This is a genomic window from Thermobaculum terrenum ATCC BAA-798 (assembly GCF_000025005.1).
Taxonomy (GTDB): Bacteria; Chloroflexota; Chloroflexia; order Thermobaculales; family Thermobaculaceae; genus Thermobaculum; species Thermobaculum terrenum.
This window is the reverse complement of the sequence record NC_013526.1, coordinates 902358-925880: the sequence shown is the minus strand read 5'-3', so window position 1 is coordinate 925880 and position 23523 is coordinate 902358. Positions and strand designations below refer to the sequence as shown.

The window sequence follows — 23523 nt, the reverse complement described above, 5'->3', positions numbered from 1 at the left end:
CCTAATGGGCATTGCCATCTCCTGGCAATCTTCGGGATGGCATGCATCCGTTTTGCCTCCTGAGCTCGTATGCTAGGGTGAAGAATTAGGGAGGAGGTTATCCTATGTTACGGTCTTTAGCGATGCTGCTTGGTCTATGCTTGGTGCTGGTTTTCTCGACGTACGCTGGGGCGCAATCCGGGGTGACGGTGAAGGTCGTGCACAACGAGGAGTACGGTGATATCCTGGCGGACTCCAAGGGCATGACCCTCTATATGTTCGTGCCCGACAAGCCCAACGAGAGCGTCTGCTACGGCTCGTGCGCCCAGGCCTGGCCGCCGTTGATCCTGGAGTCCGGCCAGCCGGTTGCGGGCGAGGGGGTCATCGCCAGGCTAGGCATAACCACCCGCAGGGATGGTAGCAGGCAGGTGACTGTCAACGGTATGCCGCTGTACTACTTCGCCGGTGACAAGAAGCCCGGCGATGCCAACGGCCAGGGCCTGAACAACGTGTGGTGGGTCCTGTCCGCCTCGGGCCAGCCGATCAAGGCTGAAGAACAGGCTCCGAGCCAGGCTCCTGCCGCGGGTGGCGGTGGGATGTCCGGTTACGGCTCGACGTCCAAGGCTCCGATGGCGGCCCTGGCGCTCCTGGGGCTCGCAACTGTCGGGCTGGCGTATAGGGCTCGCCGCTGGGCCCGCTGAGCATGTATCTTAGACTCCGTTGAGATCCAAGGGGTGGCAGGACCGGGTGTGCCGGTCCTGCTATGACCGGGTAACCTGCGAAGTCACCACGCAGGCGCCGACCTGCCTGCTTCTTCGGTCCCTGGGCGGCTGCCTCGCCGTGGATGGTGCTTGCTCTCGATGTGCTGGCGGTGTATCCTTTAGCCAATAAGTCAGGGCGCGACTGCGAGCAGCAAGGAGGCTTCGGCATGGAAGAAGTAGTGTACGACAAGCGAGAGCAGCTGGAGAAGATATCGCCCTTCGTGCGTCCCCAGGAGCAGCTGCGGGCGGTGTTTGACATGAAGGGGGGAGGCACAGGCTTCCTCGCCATCACCGACAAGAGGCTGATATTCTACGACAAGGCTTTCCTTGGCAGACGCAAGGCCGTGGTCACGATCCCCCTCTCCAAGGTTACTCGAGTGGCATCCGAGGACGACAGGGGCACGTTCCTGTCGCCCAAGCTTTTTGTGAGCAGCCGGCTGACGGTGTGCGTGGGCAGTGAGTGCTACGAGTTCGAGTTCAGGGGCGCGGACAAGGCCCACCTGGCGTACGAGTTGATCATCGACGGCCTGCTGTAGGTTTCACCTTTGACCCGTAGCCCTCATAGTGGTATCCTGCGACTACCCTAAGTTCTTTCCAGTCAGGAGGTAGTCCGTTGACCAGAGAGCGCAGAGGGCTGCAGACCCGCCTGATACACGCTGATGAGGAGTTGAACGACAGCTCCGCCATCTCCCCGCCCATCTACCAGACCAGCACCTATAGACTCTCGTCGCCTGAGGAGGGCGCAAGGTTGGGGGCAGAGATCGCTCCCGCCAAGTTCTACACCCGCTACGGCTCCCCAAACACCAAGCAGGTGGAGAGGGTACTTGCCGATCTAGAGGGGGCCGAGGCCGCGCTAGCGACGGGCAGCGGGATGGCCGCCATCACCGTGGCCCTAATGTCCAACCTGCAGGCTGGCGATCACGTCGTTGCCCAGCGCACACACTACACAGCTACGATCACCCTCCTGGCGGAGGTGCTGCCTCGGTACGGGGTGGAGGTTACACAGGTGGACCAGCGCCGCCCGGAGGAGTTCGAGCGGGCGATACGCCATAACACTCGCGTGGTATACACCGAGAGCCCGACCAATCCCACGCTGGATGTAACGGACCTGCGGTTCGCTGCCGAGCTGGCGCACGCCCACGGTGCGATAGCGATCACCGACAACACGTTCGCGTCTTCTTACAACCAGCAACCGATAGCCTTGGGGTACGACCTGGTGGTGCACTCCGCTACGAAGTACCTGGGAGGACACTCCGACGTCACGGCTGGGGTGGTGGCCGGCAGGAGGGATCTGGTGGAGCGAGCCTGGGAGTACCTGAGGGTGTACGGCCCCGTGCTGCATCCCTTCGAGGCTTGGCTGCTGCTCAGGGGGCTGCGCACGTACGGCCTGCGCATGCGCGAGCACAACCGCAACGCCATGGAGGTGGCGCGCTTCCTGGAGGGGCATCCTGCAGTGGAGAGGGTCTACTACCCGGGGCTGCCCTCACACCCGCAGCACGAGCTGGCTCGCAGGCAGATGCCTGGCGGGTTCGGCGGCATGCTCTCCTTCGAGCTCAAGGGGGGCTACGATGCCGCTTACAGAGCTATTGGGCGCACCAGGGTGTGCGCTTTGGGAGTCAGCCTGGGTGGTGTAGAGACGCTGATCACCCATCCAGCCTCGATGGTCTACGCCCACAACTCCGAGGCGGAGCTCAGAGCAGCCGGCATATCGCCCGGCCTCGTGCGCCTCTCTGTGGGGCTGGAGGACGTGGAGGACATCATCGAGGACCTGGAGCAGGCGCTGTCATAGCTCGGAGGCCAAGCCCAGCCCCACCTACAGCGTGGGTTCTATGTCTGGTTAGATGCCCCGTTAGTTGAGCACCAGCTGTGTGGTCCCTCTGATGCTGCGTCTCGTATCGATCTTTGTTCATAGGCTCGGCTAGGTGCTTCCGAGAGCGTGGGGATCTGCTCTGCGGATCTCATGCGCTGACAGGTGAGGGCAGGTTGGGGCTTGATCTCAGAGCATGTCCCACAAGCCCGCTTCCATAGAGGGCGAGGTGGTCGTCGAGCGGCCAGAGGGGCGCCGGCGTTGGGGCCACATGGCCGCTGGTCCCGGAGGCCGGGCGATCGGTGTCGCCGTTGCAGGTGTGTGGAGACCACAGCCCCACGTCGTGGGTGCGAGCGTACCGCTCGGCGGCGCGGAACTCATCCCTGTATTTGTAGGGCTCGTCGTAGGTGTACTCGTGGGCGTACCCTTGGCGGATCATCCAGAGGTTGAAGAGGGTGTGGTCGACCCACACGTAGGCCAGCAGCCTGCCGTAGCGATCGCGCTTGCCCTGCGTGGGGTCTTCTTCTAGGTACACCTGCTTGCCCTCGAGCATCCTCTTGGCAGCAGCGCTGGCCTCGCGCCCGAAGCACTCCACTGGTTTCCTGGGGTCCACCGTCTCCGGCGTATCGATACCGATCAGGCGGACGGTCTCCTCCTCCCCGTTGATGATTACCCGGATGGTGTCGCCGTCCACGACCCTAGCGACCTTATATGGGCCTTCCAGATTCTTGAATGGTGTGCTAGTTTGCATGGGGGAAAACGAGGGTGTTGAGTGCGTTGCTACGCCAACGACCGCTGTCCTGCTTGTGACCTGTTTAGCCTGTTCAGATGTCGGTGTCAGCATTAAGCCTATCACAATGCCTACCAGTAGGCAGAGGCATGAGAACAGGAGGATAGCGCCGCCGGCGAGCAAGAAGCGTCTGTCCATGGCCCTCCTTCCTTATGGGAACTTATCGCATAGCAATGTGGTCAGTCTACATAAAATGTGTCTGTTGGCGCTTTGTGCGTGTACAATAGCAACAACAGTAGAAGTGTAGCATGAACTTAGATCGACGCCAACAACCGTATCACACTGTTCACAGTGATCGTGGATGCGCCCCCGGCAAGTGCTGGTGGGTGTGGTGGCTGTGCCTCTCGATCCTACTGGTGGCCTGCTCCATAGGCCGTGGGGAGCAGGCTTCAAGGGATCGACCTCAGAGGGCTGCCACAGCGAGTGCTGGCCTGATCGAGGCCTCTGCGCTTGCCACGCAGACGCCAGCACCCAGCGGGAAGTACTATCCAGTGGTCGATGTGCTGAAGGGAGATGCCCTCCGTGTGCGGGTTGATGGCCGGGTGGAAGTGGTGCATCTGATAGGGGTGCAGGCGCCATCTCCCGACCAGTGCTATGGCGACAAGGCGCAGGAGGCCCTCCGGAGCGCAGCAGGCGAGGAGGTCAAGCTTGAGACCGACTCGTCCCTGGGAGTGCGCGACAGCTTAGGAGAGATGATGGCCTACGTGTGGAACTCTAGGGGGGAGATGGTGAACGTGTGGATGCTCAGCCATGGCTACGCGCGTGTCAAGGATGAGGGCAGCAGCATGCTGACCTTTGGTCAGGAGCTGCAAGCCGCCATGGATGGGGCGCGCGAGAACAGGGTGGGTATATGGGACAAAGGAGCCTGTCCCACTCCAGGAGCACGCCTGCCGTACGACTACTCTGGAGAGAACGTGCAGAGCAGGCCCGTGCCAGCGACTATGATGTACGTGGACGGGACCTCTGGGGGCTACGTGGGAGCGAACCTCAGGCTGGAGCCTACGACCAGGTCCAAGCTGCTGATGCTGATCCCCAACGGTGAGGCGGTCTCGGTACTCAGCAACAAGATCCCTGGCCCCGATGGCGATAGGTGGTACAAGGTGCGCTACGGCAATCTGAAGGGCTGGATAAGGAGCGACCTGTTGGTGCGGGACGTCCCAGGAGGGCCCCCCTCCAGGCGGATGCTGGTGGATGCCTCTCCGCAGGGGTACGCTGGGGCCAATCTGCGGGCGAAGCCCTCGATGCAGGCGCCGGTGATCACCCTGATACCGAACAGGAAGCTCGTGTTGGCCTCGCCGAGAACGGTGCTGGGCATAGACGGCTACTACTGGTACGGCGTGCGCTATGGGCGATTTACTGGATGGGTAAGATCCGACCTCCTGCTTCCGCCCCCTAACTAGATCCGATGGCCACCCTGGTATGCTCACGCCTGCCGTGTACCTCTAGCATGGCCTGGAGAGAGTCGTAGATGCTCAGCCCCTTGGGATGCTCCTCCCACTCGATGACCACCCTGCCGGAGGGCAGCACTACCCCCAAAGCCACTATGGTCTCCTCTCCGTCTGGTTGCTGGCGCACTAGCGCGATGGGCGTAATCCCTTCCACCCTGATCTCAGCCACTGGCAGAGCCTCGCCCGCGGCCTGGACCAGCTCCACCCTGGTGCCTCCACCTAGGGTTCTGCGGATGGAGCTCATGTGGTTGTAGACGGTATGGGTACTTATCCCTAAGCGCTTGGCGATCTCTTTGTCCGTCAGCCCCTGGGCCACCAGGCTCAGCACTTGTCTCTGTCTGCGTGTGAGGGCCATCAGGAAGCCCTACACCGCACTAGGCGGTGCGGCTCCTCTTATGGTAGCGCTATGTTCAGCCACGGCTCTTACTCCTCGTGTCGCACCCCACGACACTACCACAGGGTAATACTTCCGTATGTGTTTGAGGATGTGAGAAGATGTAGAAATGTTTGAGGATCCTGCAGCAGGATATCCCCCCGTAGGTATCATGGTACAGGGACAACACCCTACCTCTTGTGCTGCACCCTGCAAGCTCAACTACCTGCCTGCCATGCCTCCGGCGCCTGTTTGGGGCATCTTGGGCATGAACTCTTCATGCGCCTCGGGGAACCTGTACCAGGCCCTGACCCTGGTATCATGCGTTAATCGCATCGTCTTGCTGAAGAAAGCTCCAAAGCTATCGTTCAAATTACCTTTTCGAGCCCTCCAGAAGCCGAAAATTATCGTTCTGCCCCTTGGGATTTCGGTCTTGTATCGATAGGTGGTCCCATGTCCCTTACAGGGTCGGACTGGGAAAGATTGTACATTATCGCCACACAGGCCGTAGGGCCAGGGAGTAATACCTAGTGGGCGCACGTAGTCCCATCCTATCCAGAAGGCTGAATCTTTCTGGGCATCGCCGTAGATGGTAAGCTCGAAGGTGATGTTTACGTAGTTGTCTTTATGCTCTTTGGCCTGTGCTGGCACTGCCATGACTAGCACCAGTAGCAATGCTGTCCAGATTCTAAGCGCCTTCATGACTATACCTCCTACTTGAAAGGATTGGGCGTGCTGGGATCAGGATCCAACCCCACAGCTAGAGTCAACAATCTCTCCAGACGCGCTGGCAAGGTAAGATCCTCCGGTGTCAGGTATAGAGCTGTAGTGACCTCCCCACAGGCATCGCCTCCCTGTGGGCACCACGTCTCCTGTGGATATTCTCGATATCCATTGGCCTTTGCTACCACCTCCTTTTCAACCAGGAACACGAACACCCTATATTGACTGGGATCTGTCACCACATCGGACTGACCTGGTATCATGCCGGTCTCCAGGTCGAAGTTGGGATCAAGCATTCTGGCCGGCCCCGGGCAGCTGATATCGATTCTGGGTTCGGCTACTGCCAATCCAGCGCTAACGAAGTGTGGATGGGCCTTCAACTGCATCATGGCATCCTGGATGTCGCGCCTAAGGTCATCATCGCTTATAGCCGCGGTCTTTGAATCTACACATATCGCTAGACCCGACCGATTAGAGCTCAAGAGCAACGAATCCACGCTCGTGGGAGAAGCCCCCTGACTTATCCTATGGACTGCAAGACCCCAAGAAGCTGCGGCCAGCACGCCCAGTACCAGGGCTATCAGCGATCTCATCTTGAAGCTACTTATGGAGCGCATCACCTATCTCCTTTACGGCGTGCTGTCGTTGATCGATATCCAGTTGACCTTCCTGCGGTCGGCCTCCTGGGGCTGGCGAAACCATGAATTGTTGGGGCAATACGGGGCCGGGAAGTGCATGATGCTATCGTTTGAACAGGGAGCGTAGCTACCGTCAGGCTGCCTGAGCGGGTCGGCGAGGCCAAGGGCGTGACCGGTCTCGTGGTTAACGAATGCTCTGCGGACGGTTACGCCGTCTGGGCTGCCGTAGTATGGAGCATCATTGGCATCGTCCAGGAGCTCGCTCCACATCCAGATATCGAAGTAGCGGTAGTCGGTGTGGGCGGTGCCGGGCGTCTGGTTGTTGTAGACCCAGACCGGATCTCTCCACAAAGCACATGCGTAGACTGATCCAACAGAACGACATGCGTCCCTAACATCATCCAGGCTGCGGCTGCGATATCTAAAGGGGGTATTTTCGTAAGCAATAGGATCGTTGGTAGCTAACCAACTGCAGCTCTGCGGCCACATGTAAAACGAGATCAAATCGTTGCCTTGGGGAAACCATGTATCGTCCTTAGGGAGATGCCAATCTAGGTCTGGATTGTCGTACTTGAGAGCGTTGATTATCCTTCTGCGCACGGCGGTGTCATCTAGTTCGGTCGTATCTCCGGCACAAGCGTATTCCAGGACACCAACTGGTCTGTGAATGGACTCCACGTGTTTCCAGGGATCAAAAGCATGGTTGGCTTGGGCTGGGCGGTCTAGTGCTATCCAAAGTCCTGCGCACGCTAGCAATATAAGCCCTAAGTATACCCCCCCCCATAATCCAGGCAAGTGCTCGCTCATACTCCCCCCTTAGGAAGCGATTGATATATGAGCTTATTATACACATCGCGTCCTACGATTACAATAGCTATGTGTGCATTGAATATGGCTAGCATTGTGTTCGGGATAGCGAGCGTTGGGAATGAGCGGTAGGAGTTTGCAGGTTGCCGCTATGGGAAGGGGTCCTTAGTCCCTGCAGGCGGATACCACTTGGGACGCCGCCCTGGTTATACCCTCCCAATCGCCCTCGGAGACCTTCCTAGGGTTCACTAGGTTGCTACCGAGCGCGACGGTGTAAGCGCCGGCCTCCAGGTACTGCCGGCAGTTGTGGGCGTCTACGCCGCCCGTGGGTACCAATCGCAGCATCGGCAGTGGGGCGAGCACATCCTTGATGTAGGCGGGGCCGAAGGTGCGTGCCGGGAAGACCTTGATGAAGTCCGCTCCCGCCTGCCAGGCTGAGAGGATCTCGGTAGGAGTGAGCGCGCCGCACATCACCGGCACGCCGTACCTGCGGCCACAGTCGATTACCTCCGGTGCAAGCACGGGCGTGACGAGGAACTGCGCGCCTGCAAGGATGGCGCTGCGGGCGCTCTCGGCGTCGAGCACGGTGCCGGCACCCACGATCATGTGGTCGCCTAGGTGCTCCCGCACATTCTCCACGGCATCGAGCGCCTTGCGGTTGGTGAGGGTGAACTCGACGATCCCAACGCCTCCCGCGAGCAGCGCCCTGCTCAGCTCGACGCTCGCGGAGAGATCGTCCAGCCTGACGATCGCTATGGGCTCCCTGGGAGGTATGAGCGTCACGAGGCCTCCTCCTCGGCCTGAGGTAGGCGCTCCCTGATGCGCCTGCAGAGCAGGACTGGGTTATCGCTGATGATGCCATCCACCTCGCGGCTCACCATGCGGGACATCTCGCGCTCGGAGTTGACGGTGTAGGTGGTAACTGCTAGCCCCAGCGAGTGGGCGATAGCTACTATCCTCCGGCTTACGGTGACATGGTGCATGCAGATTCCCCCAGCGTACTCCGTGACCTCCTCGAACCTGCGCCTCCAGAGGGGAGCTCGGGGTCCCCACAGTTGGAAGCAGCGCTGCCTGCCCACCAGGGAGGCCATGCGGCGCACGCAGCCGACGTCGAAGGACTGAAAGATCGCGTCTTCGGGCGCCACCTTGGCCACCTGCTCCTCTATGCCCGGGTAGAGCTCGGGGTTCTTGAGTTCGATGATCAGCCTGCATCTCTCGCGGGTGATCTCGATCGCCTCCTCCAGGGTGGGCACCTCGAAGTAGTACCTAGGCCAGGTTGGGCGCACCTCCGGTGAGTAGAACCATGAACCGGCGTCCAACAGCTTGATCTGCCTGAGAGTACGGTCGCCCACCATGCCTTCGCCATCTGTGGTCCTCTCCAAATGGGCGTCGTGGATGCATACCAGCTGGCCGTCCTTCGTGCGCTGCACGTCCAGCTCGATGGCATCCACACCGATCTCGACGGCGGTGATGAAGGCCGCCAACGTGTTCTCCGGGGCCAGCGCCGACGCACCCCTGTGGGCGATGGCCATCGTGCTGGAGAGGGTGAGCTCCTGCTCCTGCCCTACTACAAAGCCCCTCTCCCACCAGCTGCCGGGATTCCATAGGTACATCGTGATCTCTCCAGCTCGTACTACCTTTATTATGGATGCTGCGGGGAAAATAAGCTAGCCCCTTTTGATAAGCACCTCCGTGTGTCGTGCCTCGGGATAAAGGTCCTGCAGTAGCCGCCAGGCCTCGGCTTCGAGCTCGAGATGCGTCCCTTCGGGCACAGGGGCAAACAGGGTGACCTCGAGGCGAACGCGCTTGCTGCTGGCTGTGATCTGCCACGTGCCCGCGACGAAGCCATCCACCAGCACGCTAGGCATAATCCTGCCCACGGTCCGCACTATCGCCTTCCTGTAGCTCTCAGGCAGTATCCTGCTCCGGTCGACATGCCCTAGCAGGGCGCTGTCCCACTCCGGTAGCAGCCGCAACGGGGCAGGGACGTCGCCAGGCAAGATCTCCGCCTCCTCAAGATCCATCAGCTTTTTGCCTGATTTGTCCACGTACTCAACCAGTTCGGGCCGAAGCTTCTCCAGCACCCCCCTCATACCTGTCATGCCCGTCCAGTACTCGAGATCCTGCCGTGAGGCCGGTCCGTACGCCTGCAGGTAGCGCCTCGCTAGGGAGGCCAAGGCCCCGTCATCTTCCTGGGGGGACCTGCCCAACCACTCGGAGGCCAATACGTACTTGGGGTTATTGGAATAGCCCCAGAGCTTGTCCTCGGGGATCTGCACCAGTGGTAGGTGAGTGCGGGCTGCGTAGGTAGCAGCTTCGGGTGAGCAGGAGAGGGGGTGTTGGCCGAAGTGGGCCTTGAGCTCGGCGAAGGTGTGTGGGACAGCCATGAACTCCTCGCCGAGTAGACGGATACCTTCGAGATTTATCTCCTTCCAGCTACTGCTGAAGAACCCTCGTAATGCTTTACTCATGGCCGGCTGGAGGGCAGAACGGAACCGTAGGTAGTCCTCCGACAGCAGCGTGTGCAGGGTGGCCCTCATCGCCGTGGCCCGGACCACCCTGTGGTTCTTCGCCAGGGAGTTGAGACTATCTGGAGTATAGTCCGCGACCCTGCTCCAGAGCGCTAGGTGGGGAGATTGGGGCACCTGCGATTGGAGGGCCACCAACCTCCGGAGAACTCTATCCACCGAGTCGCTCGAGCGTGCGAGCAGGAGCTGCCTGGCGAGCAGCGTGCGGTTGAGTTCGCGGGTCGATAGCTTCCTATTGGCCAACGATGGCTCCTTGGTGCTGTGCTTACAGGATGCCAGAACCAGAGGGCAGCTTTCAACCCTGCTGTTCCTCCTGCTGCACGGCGCTCAGCACCCGCTCCACGAACTGCTTCTCAGGCAGGGCTCCCTCGAACTCCACCTGGTCGTTGATCACTATCTTGGGTACACCGCGAATGTTGTACTTGTTGATGAGCTCTGGGTATTCGCTCACCTCCACGGCATCGGCGGTGATGCGCTCGCTCGCCATCGCCAACCTGTGGGCCAAACTGGCCGCTCTTGGACAGTAGGGTCAAGTGGGGGTGGTGAACACCTGTATGTGCAGGTCTTCCTGCAGCTCCCCCAGCTTCCGCAGGGTGTCCTCGGAGAGCCCTAGCTCGCCGCTGGAGGCGTCCACGATATCCTGCAGGAGGACCGAGAACTCATAGCCGGATGGCGCACCAAAGAACCGCACCCTCCCCTTTACTTTGCCGTCCAGCAGGATCGCCGGGATGCGCTCGATCCCCATGCTCTCGGCCTCCTGCCTGTCGGTCAGGAAGTCCTTGACCTCCAGCGAGATCTTGTCGCTGAGGCTGGCCACCTCTTCTAGGAGCTCACGTGTCTCCCGGCAGGTGGCGCATTCGTGTCCCGGCAGCACGAGAGGCGACTCGTGCTGGGTGAAGAGCTGTATGCTGACTGGCTCCTTGAGCCTCTCCTCGAAGGTCTTGCGCACCTTCTCCTTGTCTCTGTCCGATAGCACTGCCATAGGTACCTCCTAACGATGGTTGTAGAACTCCAGCTGCCAGCGCCATTCCGAACGGTCATCGGCGTGCCACCAACTGACCAGCTTGCCGATCTCTCCCCCAGGAAGGATCACCAGCCTGCCAAGGTCCTCTTCGCTGGGCCATACGTCTTCCCTGCGGACGTCCTGGCCCTGGATCGTGAGGCGCGCCATGGGGGAGTCGTCGGTAGCCGGTAGATCCTGCCCTCGCGCTACGAGCTTACCTGAGTCGGTGAACATCTCGACAGTGAGGACTTCTGGTGGAGAGTGCACTACTATTGCGAGAGTTCCACCGAGGTAGAGGTCTTGAGCCCTGAATCTGCCGCGGGCGAAGTACAGTCCCCTAGCCCCAGCCGATGGGTACCACAAGTTGACCACGTAGTGCTCATCAGAGTGCATCGGTCACCTCCACTCTCTACTGTAAACGTACTGTAGTGTCCTGATCGTGCCAGGGCTGTAGGTCCTTGAGCATGCGCTCATATTCCTCGCGGCTGATCTCCCCGCGAGCGTACCTGAGGCGGAGGATGCGCAGCGCCTCGTCCTCCTGATGCTCGGGCCTGCTGCCCAGCGACCTCCCCAGCCATATCACTAGGAGGAACGCTCCCAAGATCACCAGTACCAAGATCACCGCGTACAGCAACATCACCCAGGGAGAGAACCTGCCCCCGGGGGCAGTCGCGGGCATGCCGGTCCCCCACATCATACCTGCCATAGTGAGCATGGGCAGCAGGAAGAGCAGCACCAACAGGAGCAAACCTATCATGGCGGCTATAAGTACGGCCCTAACGGTCTCGTTCATTCCGCTTCCTCCGAACGTTCCTGGGAGCATCTCCAGCAAAGCTCGGGCCACGACGGCCCGCTAGATCGCCTCCAGCGCCCGCTGCAGTCTCTCCCTCACCTCGCTGGCTATGGCCTCGAGGCTGGGGTTGTGGACCAAGCCCAGGACAGCCTCTGGGTCCATGGCCTCCACCACGCTCCCGCCGTCGCTCTGGTAGACGACGACGTTGCAGGGCAGCAGCAGTCCCAGATCGATCTCGGCCTCGAGCGCCCTCTCCGCCATCTCGGGGTTGCAGGCTCCCAGGATGACGTAGGGTCGGAAGTCCACACCTCGCTTCTCCTTCATCGTCTGTCGCACGTCTATCTCGCTGATCACGCCGAAGCCCTGTTCCTTGAGGGCCTCCCTCGTCCTGGCGACGGCCTCTTCGTAGGGCATATCCAACTTGCGTCCGAAGCCATAGCTCAGTGTCCTCTCCATCTTGCACACCTCCTTACACGGTCGTAGTGCTCTTGGGCTCCTCCACGGGATTGCCCGTGGCCTTCCAGGCATCGAAACCCCCTTTGATGTCCATCACGGGCGCGCGCGTCCTCCCAGCGAGGATGCTGGACGCTATCGCCGAGCGGGTACCGCTGGCACAGTACACGAGGAGGGGTTTGTCCGTGGGTATCTCTTCGAGATGCTCCTCCAGGTAGCCCAGCGGTAAGTGGATGCTGCCCGGCACGTACCCCTTCTCTCGCTCGCTGTCCCAGCGCACGTCGACCACGCACACGCCGTCCCCGAGGAGCTGCCCAGCCTCCTCGGGCGTGAGACGCCTGTAGGTGGCCAACTTCCTACCCTCGCCTGCCCAACGGTCTATCACGGCTGGAGTCCAGTAGCCCCGCAGGTTGTCCAGTCCGATCAGCCTCAGGAGCTGCGTGGCGTGCTCCAGCTTCTCCCTGTCGATCACGAGCGCTATGGGCCGATCGTATGGGAGAAGCCACCCCGCCCAGGTGAGGAAAGATGCCCCCAGGGGGATGTTGATCGTGCCGGGGATGAACCCCTGACTGTAGACGTCTGCCGGCCGGGTGTCCACAACCAATCCCTGACGGAGCATTACCTCGATGTCGCCGTAGGCCAGAGGCGCAGGCGCTGGTAGCTTGCTGGCTATCGCCGGGCCTTCCTTGTTGACCCGCTTCATCTGCGCGAAGTAGCGCGGCGGATCGGGCTGCCCCTCGAGCACCCGGCGGATGAACTCCTCAGGGTCTTGGGTGCTGAAAGCCCAGTTGTACAGCTTCTCGTAGCCCAGCGTGCTCTGGGGCACTCCCCCCAGTGCCCTACCACAGGCGCTGCCCGCACCGTGCGCAGGCCATATCTGCAGGTGGTCGGGCAGGGTCCTGAAGCGCTGGATGGAGTCGAAAAGCTGCCTAGCGCCCTGCTCCATGGTGCCGGTTATGCCGGCTGCCTTCTCCAGCAGGTCGGGCCTGCCGACGTCCCCCACGAATAGGAAGTCCCCAGTGAACGCACCCAGCGGCTCGCTCCCGCGTGCCTTGTCCGTAACGATGAAGCTGATATGCTCGGGGGTGTGCCCCGGCGTATGCATCACCTCGACTCGCACGCTGCCCAGCTCAAAGGCGTCGCCCTCGCGCACCAGCACCGCGCCCGCCTCCGCGGCGTAGGGGTATTTCCACTCGCTGGGCCCCTCATCCGAGAGATACAGACGTGCCCCCGTGACCTCGGCCAGCTCTCGTGAGCCCGACACAAAGTCCGCGTGGATGTGCGTCTCGGTGACGGCGGTGATGCGCAGCCCCAGCCTCTCGGCCAGCTCTAGGTATTGCTCCACGTGCCTGTTGGGGTCCACGATGAGCGCCTCTCCAGACTCGGGGCACCCCACCAGGTAGCTGGCCTGCGCCAGCTGGTCGTTGTATAGCATTCTCAGGATCATGATCTACCTCCTCTTGTCCCCATATCCCCGTCGTTGTGGGTAAATGATACTGCTTTCGTCGGCTCTTGAGAGGGCCACCCTGTTCCCGAGAGGGTGGACAGTACCCTCTCACGGCGGAGCCTCTCCAACAGGATCTCCCGCGTCAGCTTGCAGGCTTCCAGGATCTTGCGGTTCGCCAGCGAGTAGTAGACGCTGTTGCCGCTACGCCGGGCGACCACTAACCCCCGTTCCCGCATGAGCGCCAGGTGCTGGGAGATGTTGCTCTGGCGCAGCCCCGTCAGCTCCACGAGGTCCTTCACGCTGCGCTCACCCTCGCCCAATAGGTAGAGCAGCTCAAGGCGCGTGGGATCGGCCAGCGTCTGACAGATCTGTGCCTGCATCTGCAGCAGGAGCTTTCTAAGCTCTTCTCCTTCTATCTCCATAAGACCTCCTTCCAGGGAATCATATAAATGCTGCGCAGTTTCGGTACAGCAGGTACACAGCCAGCAGTGCTAGCAGCAGCGCAAATCCCCTTGTGGCGAGTCTCGGGGGTATGAGTGCTGCGAGCCTGCCCCCGACCAATCCTCCGGCGATGCTGCCCACAAGGAAAGGTAATGTCACTCCCCAGGCCACCGTACCCAAGCCCAGGTGCCCCACCACGCCCCAAGCAGCCTGCAACGCTATCGCCAGGAGGGATGTCCCCACGGCGAGCTTCATCGGCAGATCCGCGGCGAGCACCATTGCTGGCAGGATCACGAAACCTCCGCCCACCCCAAAGAACCCGGTTAGCACCCCCACAGCCCCACCGGTCACGCCCAGCCTCACAGCTCGATCCTGGCACTTGAATTCGTTCTCTTTGTCTACTGGCAGCCGCTTGCGGGACATGCCGAAGGCGGCCGCCAGCATCAGCAGCGCGAACAGGCACATCAAAGCCTGACCCGATACCAGCCTGTTGAGCCAGGCCCCTAGGAGGGCGCTGGCCCCTCCGATGCCGCCGAAGATCAGCCCCGCACAGGGGCTCGTCCTGCCCATGCGCAACTGCTGGACGGCTGCTACCGCTGCCGTCCATCCCACTACCAGCAGGGAAGTGGTGGTGGCACTGTGCGGGTCCTCCCCAAGCACGTAGACCAACAGCGGTACGGCCAAGATGGAGCCTCCCCCGCCCATAGCGCCAAGCATCAATCCGACGCCGCCTCCCAAAACTATCGCCAGCAGGGTGGTATGCACGGCCTACCTCCCTGAGACCACGCTGTAGCCATTCGCTTTCCAAGCCTTGATTCCTCCCCTGATGCTCGCTACTTGCTCATAGCCTGCTCGCTGCAAGATCTCAGCAGCTACCTTGCTCCTGCGGCCGCTGGCGCAAAGGGTGAACACCGGCAGCTTTGGGGAGAGCTCGTGAGCTCGGCTGGCGAGCTCTCCCAGCGGGATGTGCCTTGACCCCGGCACGTGCTCCTGCAGCCATTCGTGGGGCTCCCTCACATCCACGACCTGCGCCTCTCCGACCCTCAGCTTGACCGCGGCCTCACTTGCCTCTACCTCATCTACATTCGATCTCCACCACTGCCAGGGCATAGGCACCTCCTATCAGATATGACTATTATCAGTATATACGAATATACGAATATTGCAAATTCTTTAGCGATTATTGGATTGTAAAAAATAGTAAATTATAGTTGTAATTAGTTTAGAATAATGCTAAATTAGAAGCGTGAGATATGATGAGGAGGGAAAGGTTGGCAACTGGAGTACTAAGCAAGCTTGGGCTGAGCGGCACCGAGGTCACCCACTCGGGCTACAGCAAGGACTTCGTGCTGAAGGTGGTGCAGCCCAGCCTCGTGGGGTTGATGGACGGCGCCGTCTCGACGCTCGCACCCATCTTCGCCACCGCCTTCGCGACCCGCAGCCCGCACGTCACGTTCCTCGTGGGAGCCGCGGCGGCGGTGGGTGCCGGCATCAGCATGGGCTTCTCTGAAGGTTTGTCTGATGATGGTACGCTCACCGGCAGGGGGCACCCCTTCGTAAGGGGCTTGATAACGGGTGTGGCCACCTTCCTGGGGGGTATCCTGCATACGCTACCGTTCCTTATACCCCACGTATGGGCGGCACTTTATCTGGCGTTCTTGGTGGTAGGCCTGGAGCTGATTGCTATCGCCTACATCCGCTACCGATACTTCCAGATGAGCTTCTGGAAGTCGGTGCTGCAGGTGGTGTTGGGCGGAGCTCTGGTGTTCGCCTCCGGCGTGCTCATAGGCAGCTCGTAGCGGTTGGGCCTCGCGCTAGCGCGAGGCCCAACTTTTCTTTAGCTCCCGTTAATGCAGGGCTAATCGGGCCCTTAAGTCATGCTGGTATGCTGCCCCTGGAGGCACGCAGCATGGTGGAGAACGGCAAGACGCTGATCCTGGGGCTGGTGGATGAGGTCCTCAACCGCAGGCGCATAGATCGGCTCGAGCGCTACTTCTCGCCCGATGTAGTGCAGAGGGACCTGCCGCCCGGGCAGCCCGAGGGCCTGGAGGGCGTGAGGGAGGCTATCACCCGCGCCTTCAGATCCTTCCCCGTGCTGAGGGTGGAGGTCGTGGATCTGCTGGAGGACGGGGACACCGTGTCCTACAGGACGCTGATCCGGGCTGTGACGCCAGCTGGCAGGAGGGTGCAGCTGCGGGGGTACGCGGTCGACAGGATAAGCAGCGGCAGGATAGTTGAGCACTGGGAGTCGGTGACCCTGGATCCTTAGCAAGGGTGGACGCGCGCTGAGGGGAGAGACCGTGAGGTCTCTCCCCTCAGCTGTAGGGAGGGGGTATGTCTCTAGCTCTCTTGCCTACGTTCGGTGAGCTTTTTGGTCGCGAGGGCCACGGCCGCCGCGGCAGTGCCCACGCCCAGCGCGCTCAGCAGTCCCCTGGATTCATCGCCTGCCATGCCGCCGGCACCGGTGTTGGGCATGCCCGACAGCAGCGGTGACACGACCTTGAGCACCTGCTCCTTCGTGCGCACGCCGCCGTTATCGTAGGTGGCGAAGGCGAAGGGCACGGCGTATTCATAGGATTCGCTCTCTATGCCCATCTTGAGCTCCACCAACCGCCAGGCGGTGGCATGGTAGGCCTCCACGGAGTGGATCTGCACCGCGGCGGTGAGGTAGGGGCTACCCTGCAGGTTGGTCACCTGGCCGATGTAGGCCGATACTCCTACGTCCTCCACGGTGCGCAGGAAGGATATGGCCTCGGCCTCGCTCTTGAACTTGGGCCAGTTGTAGCTGGGCTGCCTCTTGACCGGCGTGCCGCCCGCGTCCATGATCACTTTCTCCAGCAGCACCACGTGTTGGTGCTCATGGTAGGCGTACTCCTCGGCGTAGGCCTGCGCCTGACCGGTGAGGATGCCGGCCTTGACTATGTCGTGGTAGAGCGCGTCCTCCAGGTGCTCGAGGGTGAGTGCGTAGTTGAGTACGTCCAGGTACTTGTCGCTCATCTTCTTCCTCCTAGCTGATAATGGGGGCTATCTGCTTCTTGACTGTGGGCACGTCGTAGGACGGACCCAGGAAGTCCTGATAGCCTCCCGCGGGGTTGGTGTCGTTGAACCAGCGGAACGCACCGTGGTGGCGAGCCTCCACCTGCTCTATCTGGGCGGCCGCGAACAGGTAGTCGGCGTTCTTGATCAGGTGAGCCGCCCCTGTGTAGGCCCCCACGCCGACTCCCTCGAGGGTCTCGGCGATCTTGAGGATGCCGGCTGCGCTGCTGGTATCGCCCACCGCCTCGAACTTGTAGTTGGACAGCGGCCCCACCGGCTTGCCGCCCGCAGCTTTGATCGCCTTGGTGAGGAAGTCCACGTGTGCTATCTCGTGGTCGCGTACGGCCGTGGCCACCACCAGGGAGTCCCCGGACAGGCGGGCGTACTTGCCGCTGACCACCCACTTGTAGAAGGTCGCCTCGAGGTGCTCGAGGGTAAGTGCGAAGTTGAGTATGTCCAGGTCGCTCGCGCCCTGCAGCAGGTTCATCGCGTAAGCTCTGCCGTTGGCGATCGGGCTGCCACCCGCAGCCATGACGGCCACCAGCCCCGCGGCCACGGCGCCGCTGGTCTTGAGGAAGTCGCGTCGCGAGAAACCTCTGCGCTCGGTCTCCATGTTGCCCATGGTCTGTTCTCCTTTCCCGATGATGTGTAGGTTGCGTCGTTGTGGGGATTGGGCCCTTTCCCTCGACACTAGCTATACGCACAAGGTGGGAGCGCAGATTTAGTTATCTGCAAATTCTCTCAACTTGCCCCTCAGTGCCTGGGCGAACCTCTCGGGCTCGTCCACGCTGAGGTGGAGCGTCTCGACCGGGGGAGTCCGGCGCAGGGCTCGTCGGAAGCTGGTCGGGGAGGCTAGCCTCAGCCTGACGTCCGCCCTGCCCCCCAGCAGCTGCCAGGCGGAGCGCCCGGAGGGGTCCACGTAGAGGCCCTCTCGCCTCCCCTTGACCTCGAACCTGCCGACCTCCAACTGCGCCACGTCGTCGTACCGCACGGCGCCCTCGAGGAAGATGCCGGACCTGACGAGGAGTCGGTCGTCCTCGAGCACATGAGGCAGCATCACGAGGGAGGCGTGCAAGCCCAGCACCCATATCAGGCCGTAGATGCTCAGCAACAGGAGCGTCCAGCGCAGCCACCCCCGGGGTACGAATAGCTCGGCTAACACCACCTCCACCGGCAGCTCGATCACGACCAGGAGGAGCAACCATGGGATGAAGGACCTGCGATGGTAGCTGAAGTACTGAGGTCCCCTGGGGCGTCGGCCCAGCAGCCAGCCCAGCAGGTGGGCCCACATCCTGATCTCCAGCACGATCGCTCTGGCCGCGAGGTCCGGCATAGCTATCCCCAGGGTCTCCTCCAGGGCTACCCACCAGGGGGTGCCCAAGGCCCTGCTGCGGAACCTGCGTATCCCGGCCCATAACCCATACAGAGCCAGTAGGCTCGCCGCAAGCTCCACAGCCACCACCACGGCTACGGCCTGCTCGAGCTGCAGCACGTCGAGGCTCACGAGCGCGAGCTCCACGAGGATCAGCATCGGCAGCAACAGCTTGTGTGCCTGCTTCAAGCTCATCTCCGGATGCCGCAATTATACCGCGTCCTCGCCTTTGGCCTTGACAGATGGTGAAGGGCTGGCGTACAATGCGGCACTTGCTCTGCATGAGAAGATACTTCAGGTTGCACCCTCCATGTCCTTCCGGGGGCAGGCTTCGTCCTGCGCGTTTCTATCCATCCTAGATTGCTAGCTCTAAATACGATGTCTGATGGAGGGGATCGTTGTCTGCTTACAGGTTGTACCTAATCTACAGCGGCGCTCTCGCCCTGCTGATTACGGGGATCTACTCGCTGTCCAACGTGTACAGGCTAGAGGTGGCGCACCTGAACCCGCTCCAGCTCGTGCTAGTGGGCACCGCCCTGGAGGGCACCTACTTCGCCCTCAATCTCCCCACCGGCGTGATTGCCGACACCTACAGCCGGAAGCTATCGGTCATCCTGGGCCCCTGCCTGTTCGGCGTGGGTGCGGTCCTGGAGGGGCTGCTGCCCGTGTTCGGGTGGATCATCGTCTGCCAGGTGGTACAGGGTGCCGCCTACACCTTCATAGAGGGCGCGCTCGAGTCCTGGGTGACGGACGAGGTGGGTGAGGAGATGTCCGGACACGCCTTCCTGCACGCCGGCCAGGTGGAGGCTGCCGCGTCCTTCGTGGGCATACTGCTGGGCGTGGGGCTATCGAGCCTGGAGCTGCGCCTGCCGTTCCTGCTCGGGGGCGCGCTCTTGCTATCGCTGGGGGTGGCCTTGGTCTGGCTGATGCGTGAGAGCTCGCCTCCCTACAGCACCAGGCGGGCACAGGTAGGGCTCCAAGGCTATCTAGGGGCGGGGCTTCGAGATATGTCGGATACGCTGCACGGCGGCATGAGGGTGGTGCGCACCCGGGCGCTGGCGGGCACTATACTGCTGGTGGCGGCCATGATGGGGGGCTTCAGCGAGGGCTTCGATCGGTTATGGCAGCCACACTTCATCCAGGACATAGGGCTGCCCTCCGTGGGAGGCCTCGATAGGCTGGTGTGGCTGGGGCTGGCGATGGCCGTCAACCCGCTGCTGGCCTCCCTGGTGCTCCGCAGCGTGCGCTCGAGCCTCTCGGATACATCGCCCAGGACCATCATAGGGCTGCTCATGGGCACCGATGTCGTGGTCATGCTGGGCGCTCTGGCCTTCGCGCTGGCGCCGAACTTCACGGTGGGGCTGTTGGCCTACTGGGTGATGACCGTTGCCAGGAGGGTGCATCAGCCACTGTACCTTGCGTGGATCAACCAGGGCATCGAGGGCAGGGTGAGGGCCACGGTGATCTCGGTCAGCGGGCAGGTGGACTCTCTGGGGCAGTTCGTGCTGGGGCCGCTGGTGGGCGGTCTGGCGACGCTGCTCTCCCTGCGGGTTGGGCTGGCGCTGTCGAGCTGCTTCCTCGCTCCATTGGTCGCGCTGTACGCTCGCTCCCTTGGCAAGGTCAGGGTCGATGTGGCGAGCACCGTGGAGTAGCCGTTGTGACAGACTAGCTGTCACAAACCTCTGGTAGGGTGATGAGAGATCTTGGAAAGGAGGTCGTTATGGGGGCCGTCCTTACCGTTGGGGTGCCGGCCGCGCTGGAGCCGGCACAGCGATCCGAGCTGGTGGCGCGCCTGCGACCCATGCTCGGGGGCATCCCCTGCCGGGTGGAGGTGCGTTGCGACCCCTACAGCTGGCGGGTGGAGGTGGAGGGTTTCGGTGCCCCGAGGCTGGAGCGACCGGTCTTCCTGGCCAGGATCGCCATCGAGGTCCGCAAGTACCTGAGGGAGCTGGGCGCCCATCCAGCCTGCAGGGGCGACCCTCGTGACCTGCCCGAGCCGGAGTCCGCCTACCTGCTGTTGCTGTCGGGTCGCGGTCGCTTTAGATCCCGCTACGCGGAGTACAGCCTGCTCACGAAGACTTTGCACGTCTACAGGCCCCTCTCCCCAGGCGAGGAGGCGCAGCTGAGGGCCGCGCTCACGGAGTCCCACAACAGGGGGCTGGCCCTCAGGACCGTCGAGGAGCTGGGGGCGCGCAGGTACGACGAGTCTCCGCCTGCTCGGAGGGAGCTGGAGGGCATCCTGGCCGAGGTGTACGCCGTGGTGGGGGAGCATCCGGAGGTCGTCGTCTGGGGCGACGAGCTGATGACGCTGGGGGGAGAGTACCTATCGGATGGTGCGTACTAGGAGAGCGCCGCCAGCGCCCTTATGGCCTCCAGGTGCTCGGCGTAGTGGTCGCAGGTGTTGCCCAGTACGTACTCCGCCAGGCAGGCGTCGCTGTCCTCGTACGGGCGATACTCGAACAGATCCTCCTCCGTGAGCTCGCTCAGTCTGTCCATCAGCCGGGCGTGGGTGTGCCGGAAGTCCTGCAGGACCTCCGCCAGCGGGCGATCCTTGTTGGCGGCGTAGATGGCCCTGTTGGCGGCGTCCGTACCGCTCTCGTAGTCCTGCTCGTCTATTCCCATGGCTTGGTGCCGGGGCGCGCCCTCGATCAGGGCGATGAGGCTCTTCTCCCAGGCGCAGATGTGCGCGATGTGGTCCTTGATGCTCCATGCGCCGTAGGCTGGGGGCATCACCAAGCTCTCGTAAGGCAGGCTGTCCACCAGCTTGTGCAGGGACTCCCAGCCCACCTGTACTTGCTCCAGGATGATCTCCTTACGACCCATCGGTCCCTCCTTCGGTCGCCGGTGTTGTGGGCGCCGGCAACAAGTATATACTTATATTACTATGGATGCACTGGCTCGGCTGCACTCCGAGATCCTGGCCTGCAGGCGCTGCGAGCTCGAGGGGCTGCTGCCCCACCCTCGGCCGGTGGCTTATGGCCACATGGGAGCACGCGTGATGGTCATAGGGCAGGCCCCGGGGGTGCGCACGATGATCGCCGGGAGGCCGTTCTCCGGCCCTGGGGGTAAGCTACTGCGCGGCTGGATAGCCAGGGCCGGCATACCGCTGGAGGAGCAGGACAGGCGGGTGTACTTCACCTCCCTTACTCGCTGCTACCCCGGGAAGGCCCCCAAAGGCAAGGGCGACAGGAAGCCCTCGGCTCGGGAGGTGGAGCTGTGCTCACCGTTCCTCCAAAGGGAGATCGAGCTGATAGACCCCGTGTTGGTCCTGCTGGTGGGCTCGATGGCGATAGAGCGCTTCCTGGGCAGGATGCCTCTGGCGGAGGCCGTGGGGCAGCTGTTCTCCCGAGACGGCAGGTGGTGGCTCCCGCTGCCACATCCCTCGGGCGTCAGCAGGTGGCTGAACCATCCCGAGCATCGCGCGCTGGTGGAGGAAGCTCTGGAGAGGATGAGGGAGCTGCTGTCCTCCCTCGGGCTGTAGGGGCGACCCATGGTCAAGAAGTTGCTCCCAGCCCTGCTGGTGATCCTGGTGCTGGCGCTGTGGACTCGCCCCGGCCGGGTGGCGCTCAAAACCACCGGCATAGCCTTCGAGGTCTTCCCCAACTCGCCCGTGTACCCCATGCGCACCTTCACTCGGCCCCCTACCGTGGTGCGGACGAAGTTCCCTGTGGGCAGCGCCTCCTGGGACGCCTGGGTATACCGCCCGGCTGGACACGGTCGCTTCGGGGCGCTGGTATTCTATATAGGCATCGGGCCGGAGCACCAGAACCCACATGTGGTGCGCCTATCCAGGGCGCTGGCGCGGGCAGGCGTGGTGGTGATGGTGCCGGTGTCGCCCAACCTCTCCGCGTTCAGGGTCCGCCCGGGCGAGGAGGAGGGAGCGGTGGCGGCCTTCGAATGGCTCAGGAAGCGGCCCTACGTCGACCCCGACAGGGTAGGGTTCTTCGGCATCAGCGTAGGGGGCTCGATGACGGCCATAGCGGCCTCCGACCCGCGCATCTCCCGGGACGTGCGCCTGATCGATCTGTTCGGGGCCTACTACGACGCCCGCACGCTGCTCGCGGCGCTGGTCACCCACAGGATCGAGGTCGGCGGCCAGTGGCGTGAGTGGCAGCCCTCGCCGGTGCCGCTGCAGGTGCTGAGGACCGAGCTGCTGTCCTACCTCTCGGAGGGGGACAGACGGGCCATCCAGCCTCTGCTGGACGGCAAGGTGCGCACGGTGCCGCCCGGGCTAAGTCCCGAGGGCAGGGCTACCGCGCTCATGTTGCTGGAGCGGGACCCCTCCAGGATGCCCAACAGGATAGCCGCCCTCCCCCCTGCCATGCGGGATTATCTGAGACGGATCTCTCCCTCCACCTACGTGGGCGGCCTGAGGGCCGAACTCTTCCTGATGCACGACCGCCGAGACAACATCATCCCCTGGACGGAGACCCTGGAGTTCTGGGAGGCGGCCCGCCCCGCTCGGGGCAAGCACCTGACCATCCTGGACATCTTCAGGCACGTGGAGCCCCAGGGAGGCAATCCCCTCAGGCTGGTGTGGGAGGGCGGCAAGCTGTGGTGGCACATCTACCGGGTGATCTACATCCTGGGGTGACAAGCTTCGAGAGATGTGCATAATAATGTAGTTGGCGGCTGTTAGTGGGAGCTGGCGGATGAGCAGGCCCAAGATCCTCATCGTGGACGACAACCCCGTCGCCCTGAGCCTGATGCGGGACACGCTGGAGCTCGAGGAGTCCTACGAGGTGCTCACGACGAGCGACCCGCGAGAGGTCCTGCAGCTCTGTCGAGAGCAACTTCCAGATCTAGTGCTGATGGACCTGCAGATGCCCAAGATGGACGGCTACGAGGTCACCCGCCGCCTCAAAGCCGACGCCCGCACCCGCGATATCCCGGTGGTGGCCCTGACGGCCTCGCGGCTGAGCGTGGAGGATATGGGCCGTGCCATGGAGGCAGGCTGCGCCGGCTACCTGCAGAAGCCCGTGCCCAGGTCCCTGCTGCTCGAGGCCGTGCAGAGGTACCTGCGCAGGCAAACCACCAGGTAGTTCCTCAACCCCTCAATTGTGTGCATGCTATTGTACGCATTTATGGTATTAGGTTAGAATATTGGACAAAAAGTCACAGGCT

At 62.2% G+C, this 23523-nt stretch carries 30 protein-coding genes and 1 pseudogene; 11 read left to right on the top strand and 20 right to left on the bottom strand.

Annotated features, from left to right (window positions below):
• Positions 1–104: 104 nt before the first annotated feature.
• From TTER_RS15490 to TTER_RS13760, 3 genes are all read left to right on the top strand, one after another.
• The gene (locus TTER_RS15490) at positions 105–680 is read left to right on the top strand and encodes a COG4315 family predicted lipoprotein (RefSeq protein WP_012876656.1); all 576 of its coding nucleotides are present in this window, start codon (positions 105–107) and stop codon (positions 678–680) included.
• Between the two features lie 227 nt (positions 681–907).
• Positions 908–1276 carry a PH domain-containing protein gene (locus TTER_RS13765; protein WP_012876655.1) on the top strand — a complete coding sequence of 123 codons (369 nt, stop codon included), beginning with the start codon at positions 908–910 and terminating at the stop codon, positions 1274–1276.
• 77 nt (positions 1277–1353) lie between these two features.
• A complete protein-coding gene (locus TTER_RS13760; protein WP_012876654.1) occupies positions 1354–2529 on the top strand; it encodes a trans-sulfuration enzyme family protein in 1176 nt (391 codons plus the stop codon).
• 169 nt (positions 2530–2698) lie between these two features.
• Here TTER_RS13760 and TTER_RS15150 read toward each other — a convergent pair whose 3' ends face one another.
• Positions 2699–3391: a thermonuclease family protein gene (locus tag TTER_RS15150; RefSeq protein ID WP_241215260.1), complete on the bottom strand. Its 693-nt coding sequence runs from the start codon at positions 3389–3391 to the stop codon at positions 2699–2701.
• A gap of 194 nt (positions 3392–3585) precedes the next feature.
• Between TTER_RS15150 and TTER_RS13750 the strand changes: the two genes are divergently transcribed.
• The gene (locus TTER_RS13750; protein WP_012876652.1) at positions 3586–4737 is read left to right on the top strand and encodes an SH3 domain-containing protein; all 1152 of its coding nucleotides are present in this window, start codon (positions 3586–3588) and stop codon (positions 4735–4737) included.
• Here TTER_RS13750 and TTER_RS13745 read toward each other — a convergent pair.
• The 15 genes from TTER_RS13745 to TTER_RS13675 all read right to left on the bottom strand — a co-directional run bounded on the left by TTER_RS13745 (position 4730) and on the right by TTER_RS13675 (position 15101).
• Positions 4730–5140: a helix-turn-helix domain-containing protein gene (locus tag TTER_RS13745; RefSeq protein WP_041425332.1), complete on the bottom strand. Its 411-nt coding sequence runs from the start codon at positions 5138–5140 to the stop codon at positions 4730–4732. The two genes, TTER_RS13750 and TTER_RS13745, sit on opposite strands and share 8 nt — an antisense overlap.
• A gap of 240 nt (positions 5141–5380) precedes the next feature.
• The gene (locus tag TTER_RS13740; RefSeq protein WP_012876651.1) at positions 5381–5860 is read right to left on the bottom strand and encodes a hypothetical protein; all 480 of its coding nucleotides are present in this window, start codon (positions 5858–5860) and stop codon (positions 5381–5383) included.
• A gap of 11 nt (positions 5861–5871) precedes the next feature.
• Positions 5872–6498 (bottom strand): hypothetical protein, encoded by a 627-nt coding sequence (locus TTER_RS13735; RefSeq protein WP_012876650.1) that lies wholly within the window; start codon positions 6496–6498, stop codon positions 5872–5874.
• Positions 6499–6510: 12 nt separating this feature from the next.
• Positions 6511–7326 carry a hypothetical protein gene (locus TTER_RS13730; protein ID WP_012876649.1) on the bottom strand — a complete coding sequence of 272 codons (816 nt, stop codon included), beginning with the start codon at positions 7324–7326 and terminating at the stop codon, positions 6511–6513.
• Between the two features lie 165 nt (positions 7327–7491).
• Positions 7492–8109: a bifunctional 4-hydroxy-2-oxoglutarate aldolase/2-dehydro-3-deoxy-phosphogluconate aldolase gene (locus tag TTER_RS13725; RefSeq protein ID WP_012876648.1), complete on the bottom strand. Its 618-nt coding sequence runs from the start codon at positions 8107–8109 to the stop codon at positions 7492–7494.
• Entirely contained in the window at positions 8106–8939 is an 834-nt protein-coding gene (locus TTER_RS13720; protein ID WP_012876647.1) for a glycerophosphodiester phosphodiesterase, read from the bottom strand. Before TTER_RS13720 ends, TTER_RS13725 begins: the two co-directional genes overlap by 4 nt.
• A 54-nt stretch (positions 8940–8993) precedes the next feature.
• The gene (locus tag TTER_RS13715; RefSeq protein WP_012876646.1) at positions 8994–10097 is read right to left on the bottom strand and encodes a winged helix DNA-binding domain-containing protein; all 1104 of its coding nucleotides are present in this window, start codon (positions 10095–10097) and stop codon (positions 8994–8996) included.
• A 52-nt stretch (positions 10098–10149) separates the two neighbouring features.
• Positions 10150–10836, bottom strand: a complete 687-nt coding sequence (gene pdo, locus TTER_RS13710; RefSeq protein WP_012876786.1) for a protein disulfide oxidoreductase — start codon at positions 10834–10836, stop codon at positions 10150–10152.
• Between the two features lie 9 nt (positions 10837–10845).
• Positions 10846–11250: a DUF7712 family protein gene (locus TTER_RS13705; RefSeq protein WP_012876645.1), complete on the bottom strand. Its 405-nt coding sequence runs from the start codon at positions 11248–11250 to the stop codon at positions 10846–10848.
• Positions 11251–11266: 16 nt separating this feature from the next.
• A complete protein-coding gene (locus TTER_RS13700; protein ID WP_012876644.1) occupies positions 11267–11650 on the bottom strand; it encodes an SHOCT domain-containing protein in 384 nt (127 codons plus the stop codon).
• Between the two features lie 60 nt (positions 11651–11710).
• Complete coding sequence (locus TTER_RS13695; RefSeq protein ID WP_012876643.1) at positions 11711–12106, bottom strand: DUF302 domain-containing protein; 396 nt, start codon at positions 12104–12106, stop codon at positions 11711–11713.
• Between the two features lie 13 nt (positions 12107–12119).
• Positions 12120–13550 carry an MBL fold metallo-hydrolase gene (locus tag TTER_RS13690; protein WP_012876642.1) on the bottom strand — a complete coding sequence of 477 codons (1431 nt, stop codon included), beginning with the start codon at positions 13548–13550 and terminating at the stop codon, positions 12120–12122.
• Entirely contained in the window at positions 13547–13972 is a 426-nt protein-coding gene (locus tag TTER_RS13685; protein WP_012876641.1) for an ArsR/SmtB family transcription factor, read from the bottom strand. Before TTER_RS13685 ends, TTER_RS13690 begins: the two co-directional genes overlap by 4 nt.
• 19 nt (positions 13973–13991) lie before the next feature.
• A complete protein-coding gene (locus TTER_RS13680; RefSeq protein ID WP_012876640.1) occupies positions 13992–14756 on the bottom strand; it encodes a sulfite exporter TauE/SafE family protein in 765 nt (254 codons plus the stop codon).
• 3 nt (positions 14757–14759) lie between these two features.
• Positions 14760–15101 carry a rhodanese-like domain-containing protein gene (locus tag TTER_RS13675; protein WP_012876639.1) on the bottom strand — a complete coding sequence of 114 codons (342 nt, stop codon included), beginning with the start codon at positions 15099–15101 and terminating at the stop codon, positions 14760–14762.
• Positions 15102–15385: 284 nt separating this feature from the next.
• Here TTER_RS13675 and TTER_RS13670 point away from each other — a divergent pair.
• Both TTER_RS13670 and TTER_RS13665 read left to right on the top strand, forming a co-directional pair.
• Positions 15386–15790 (top strand): annotated as a pseudogene (locus TTER_RS13670) (VIT1/CCC1 transporter family protein); the annotation flags it as partial.
• Positions 15791–15900: 110 nt separating this feature from the next.
• Entirely contained in the window at positions 15901–16260 is a 360-nt protein-coding gene (locus TTER_RS13665) for an ester cyclase (RefSeq protein WP_012876637.1), read from the top strand.
• A gap of 71 nt (positions 16261–16331) precedes the next feature.
• Here the strand turns inward: TTER_RS13665 and TTER_RS15145 are convergent, their stop codons facing one another.
• The 3 genes from TTER_RS15145 to TTER_RS13650 form a co-directional block, all read right to left on the bottom strand.
• The gene (locus TTER_RS15145; protein ID WP_012876636.1) at positions 16332–16988 is read right to left on the bottom strand and encodes a ferritin-like domain-containing protein; all 657 of its coding nucleotides are present in this window, start codon (positions 16986–16988) and stop codon (positions 16332–16334) included.
• Positions 16989–16998: 10 nt separating this feature from the next.
• The gene (locus TTER_RS13655; protein ID WP_012876635.1) at positions 16999–17649 is read right to left on the bottom strand and encodes a ferritin-like domain-containing protein; all 651 of its coding nucleotides are present in this window, start codon (positions 17647–17649) and stop codon (positions 16999–17001) included.
• Between the two features lie 99 nt (positions 17650–17748).
• Entirely contained in the window at positions 17749–18588 is an 840-nt protein-coding gene (locus TTER_RS13650) for a hypothetical protein (protein WP_012876634.1), read from the bottom strand.
• Positions 18589–18797: 209 nt separating this feature from the next.
• Here TTER_RS13650 and TTER_RS13645 point away from each other — a divergent pair, with 209 nt between their 5' ends.
• A complete protein-coding gene (locus tag TTER_RS13645; protein ID WP_012876633.1) occupies positions 18798–20051 on the top strand; it encodes an MFS transporter in 1254 nt (417 codons plus the stop codon).
• A 68-nt stretch (positions 20052–20119) separates the two neighbouring features.
• The gene (locus TTER_RS13640) at positions 20120–20743 is read left to right on the top strand and encodes a hypothetical protein (protein ID WP_012876632.1); all 624 of its coding nucleotides are present in this window, start codon (positions 20120–20122) and stop codon (positions 20741–20743) included.
• Here TTER_RS13640 and TTER_RS13635 read toward each other — a convergent pair.
• The gene (locus tag TTER_RS13635; protein ID WP_012876631.1) at positions 20740–21222 is read right to left on the bottom strand and encodes a ClbS/DfsB family four-helix bundle protein; all 483 of its coding nucleotides are present in this window, start codon (positions 21220–21222) and stop codon (positions 20740–20742) included. The two genes, TTER_RS13640 and TTER_RS13635, sit on opposite strands and share 4 nt — an antisense overlap.
• Before the next feature lie 61 nt (positions 21223–21283).
• Here TTER_RS13635 and TTER_RS13630 point away from each other — a divergent pair, with 61 nt between their 5' ends.
• From TTER_RS13630 to TTER_RS13620, 3 genes are read left to right on the top strand one after another with little or no spacing between them, the layout of a single operon-like run.
• Positions 21284–21880: a uracil-DNA glycosylase family protein gene (locus tag TTER_RS13630; RefSeq protein WP_012876630.1), complete on the top strand. Its 597-nt coding sequence runs from the start codon at positions 21284–21286 to the stop codon at positions 21878–21880.
• A 9-nt stretch (positions 21881–21889) separates the two neighbouring features.
• Positions 21890–22993, top strand: coding sequence for an alpha/beta hydrolase family protein (locus TTER_RS13625; protein ID WP_012876629.1), 1104 nt, complete (start codon positions 21890–21892; stop codon positions 22991–22993).
• Between the two features lie 58 nt (positions 22994–23051).
• Positions 23052–23441, top strand: a complete 390-nt coding sequence (locus tag TTER_RS13620) for a response regulator (RefSeq protein WP_012876628.1) — start codon at positions 23052–23054, stop codon at positions 23439–23441.
• The last annotated feature ends 82 nt before the right edge of the window (positions 23442–23523 follow it).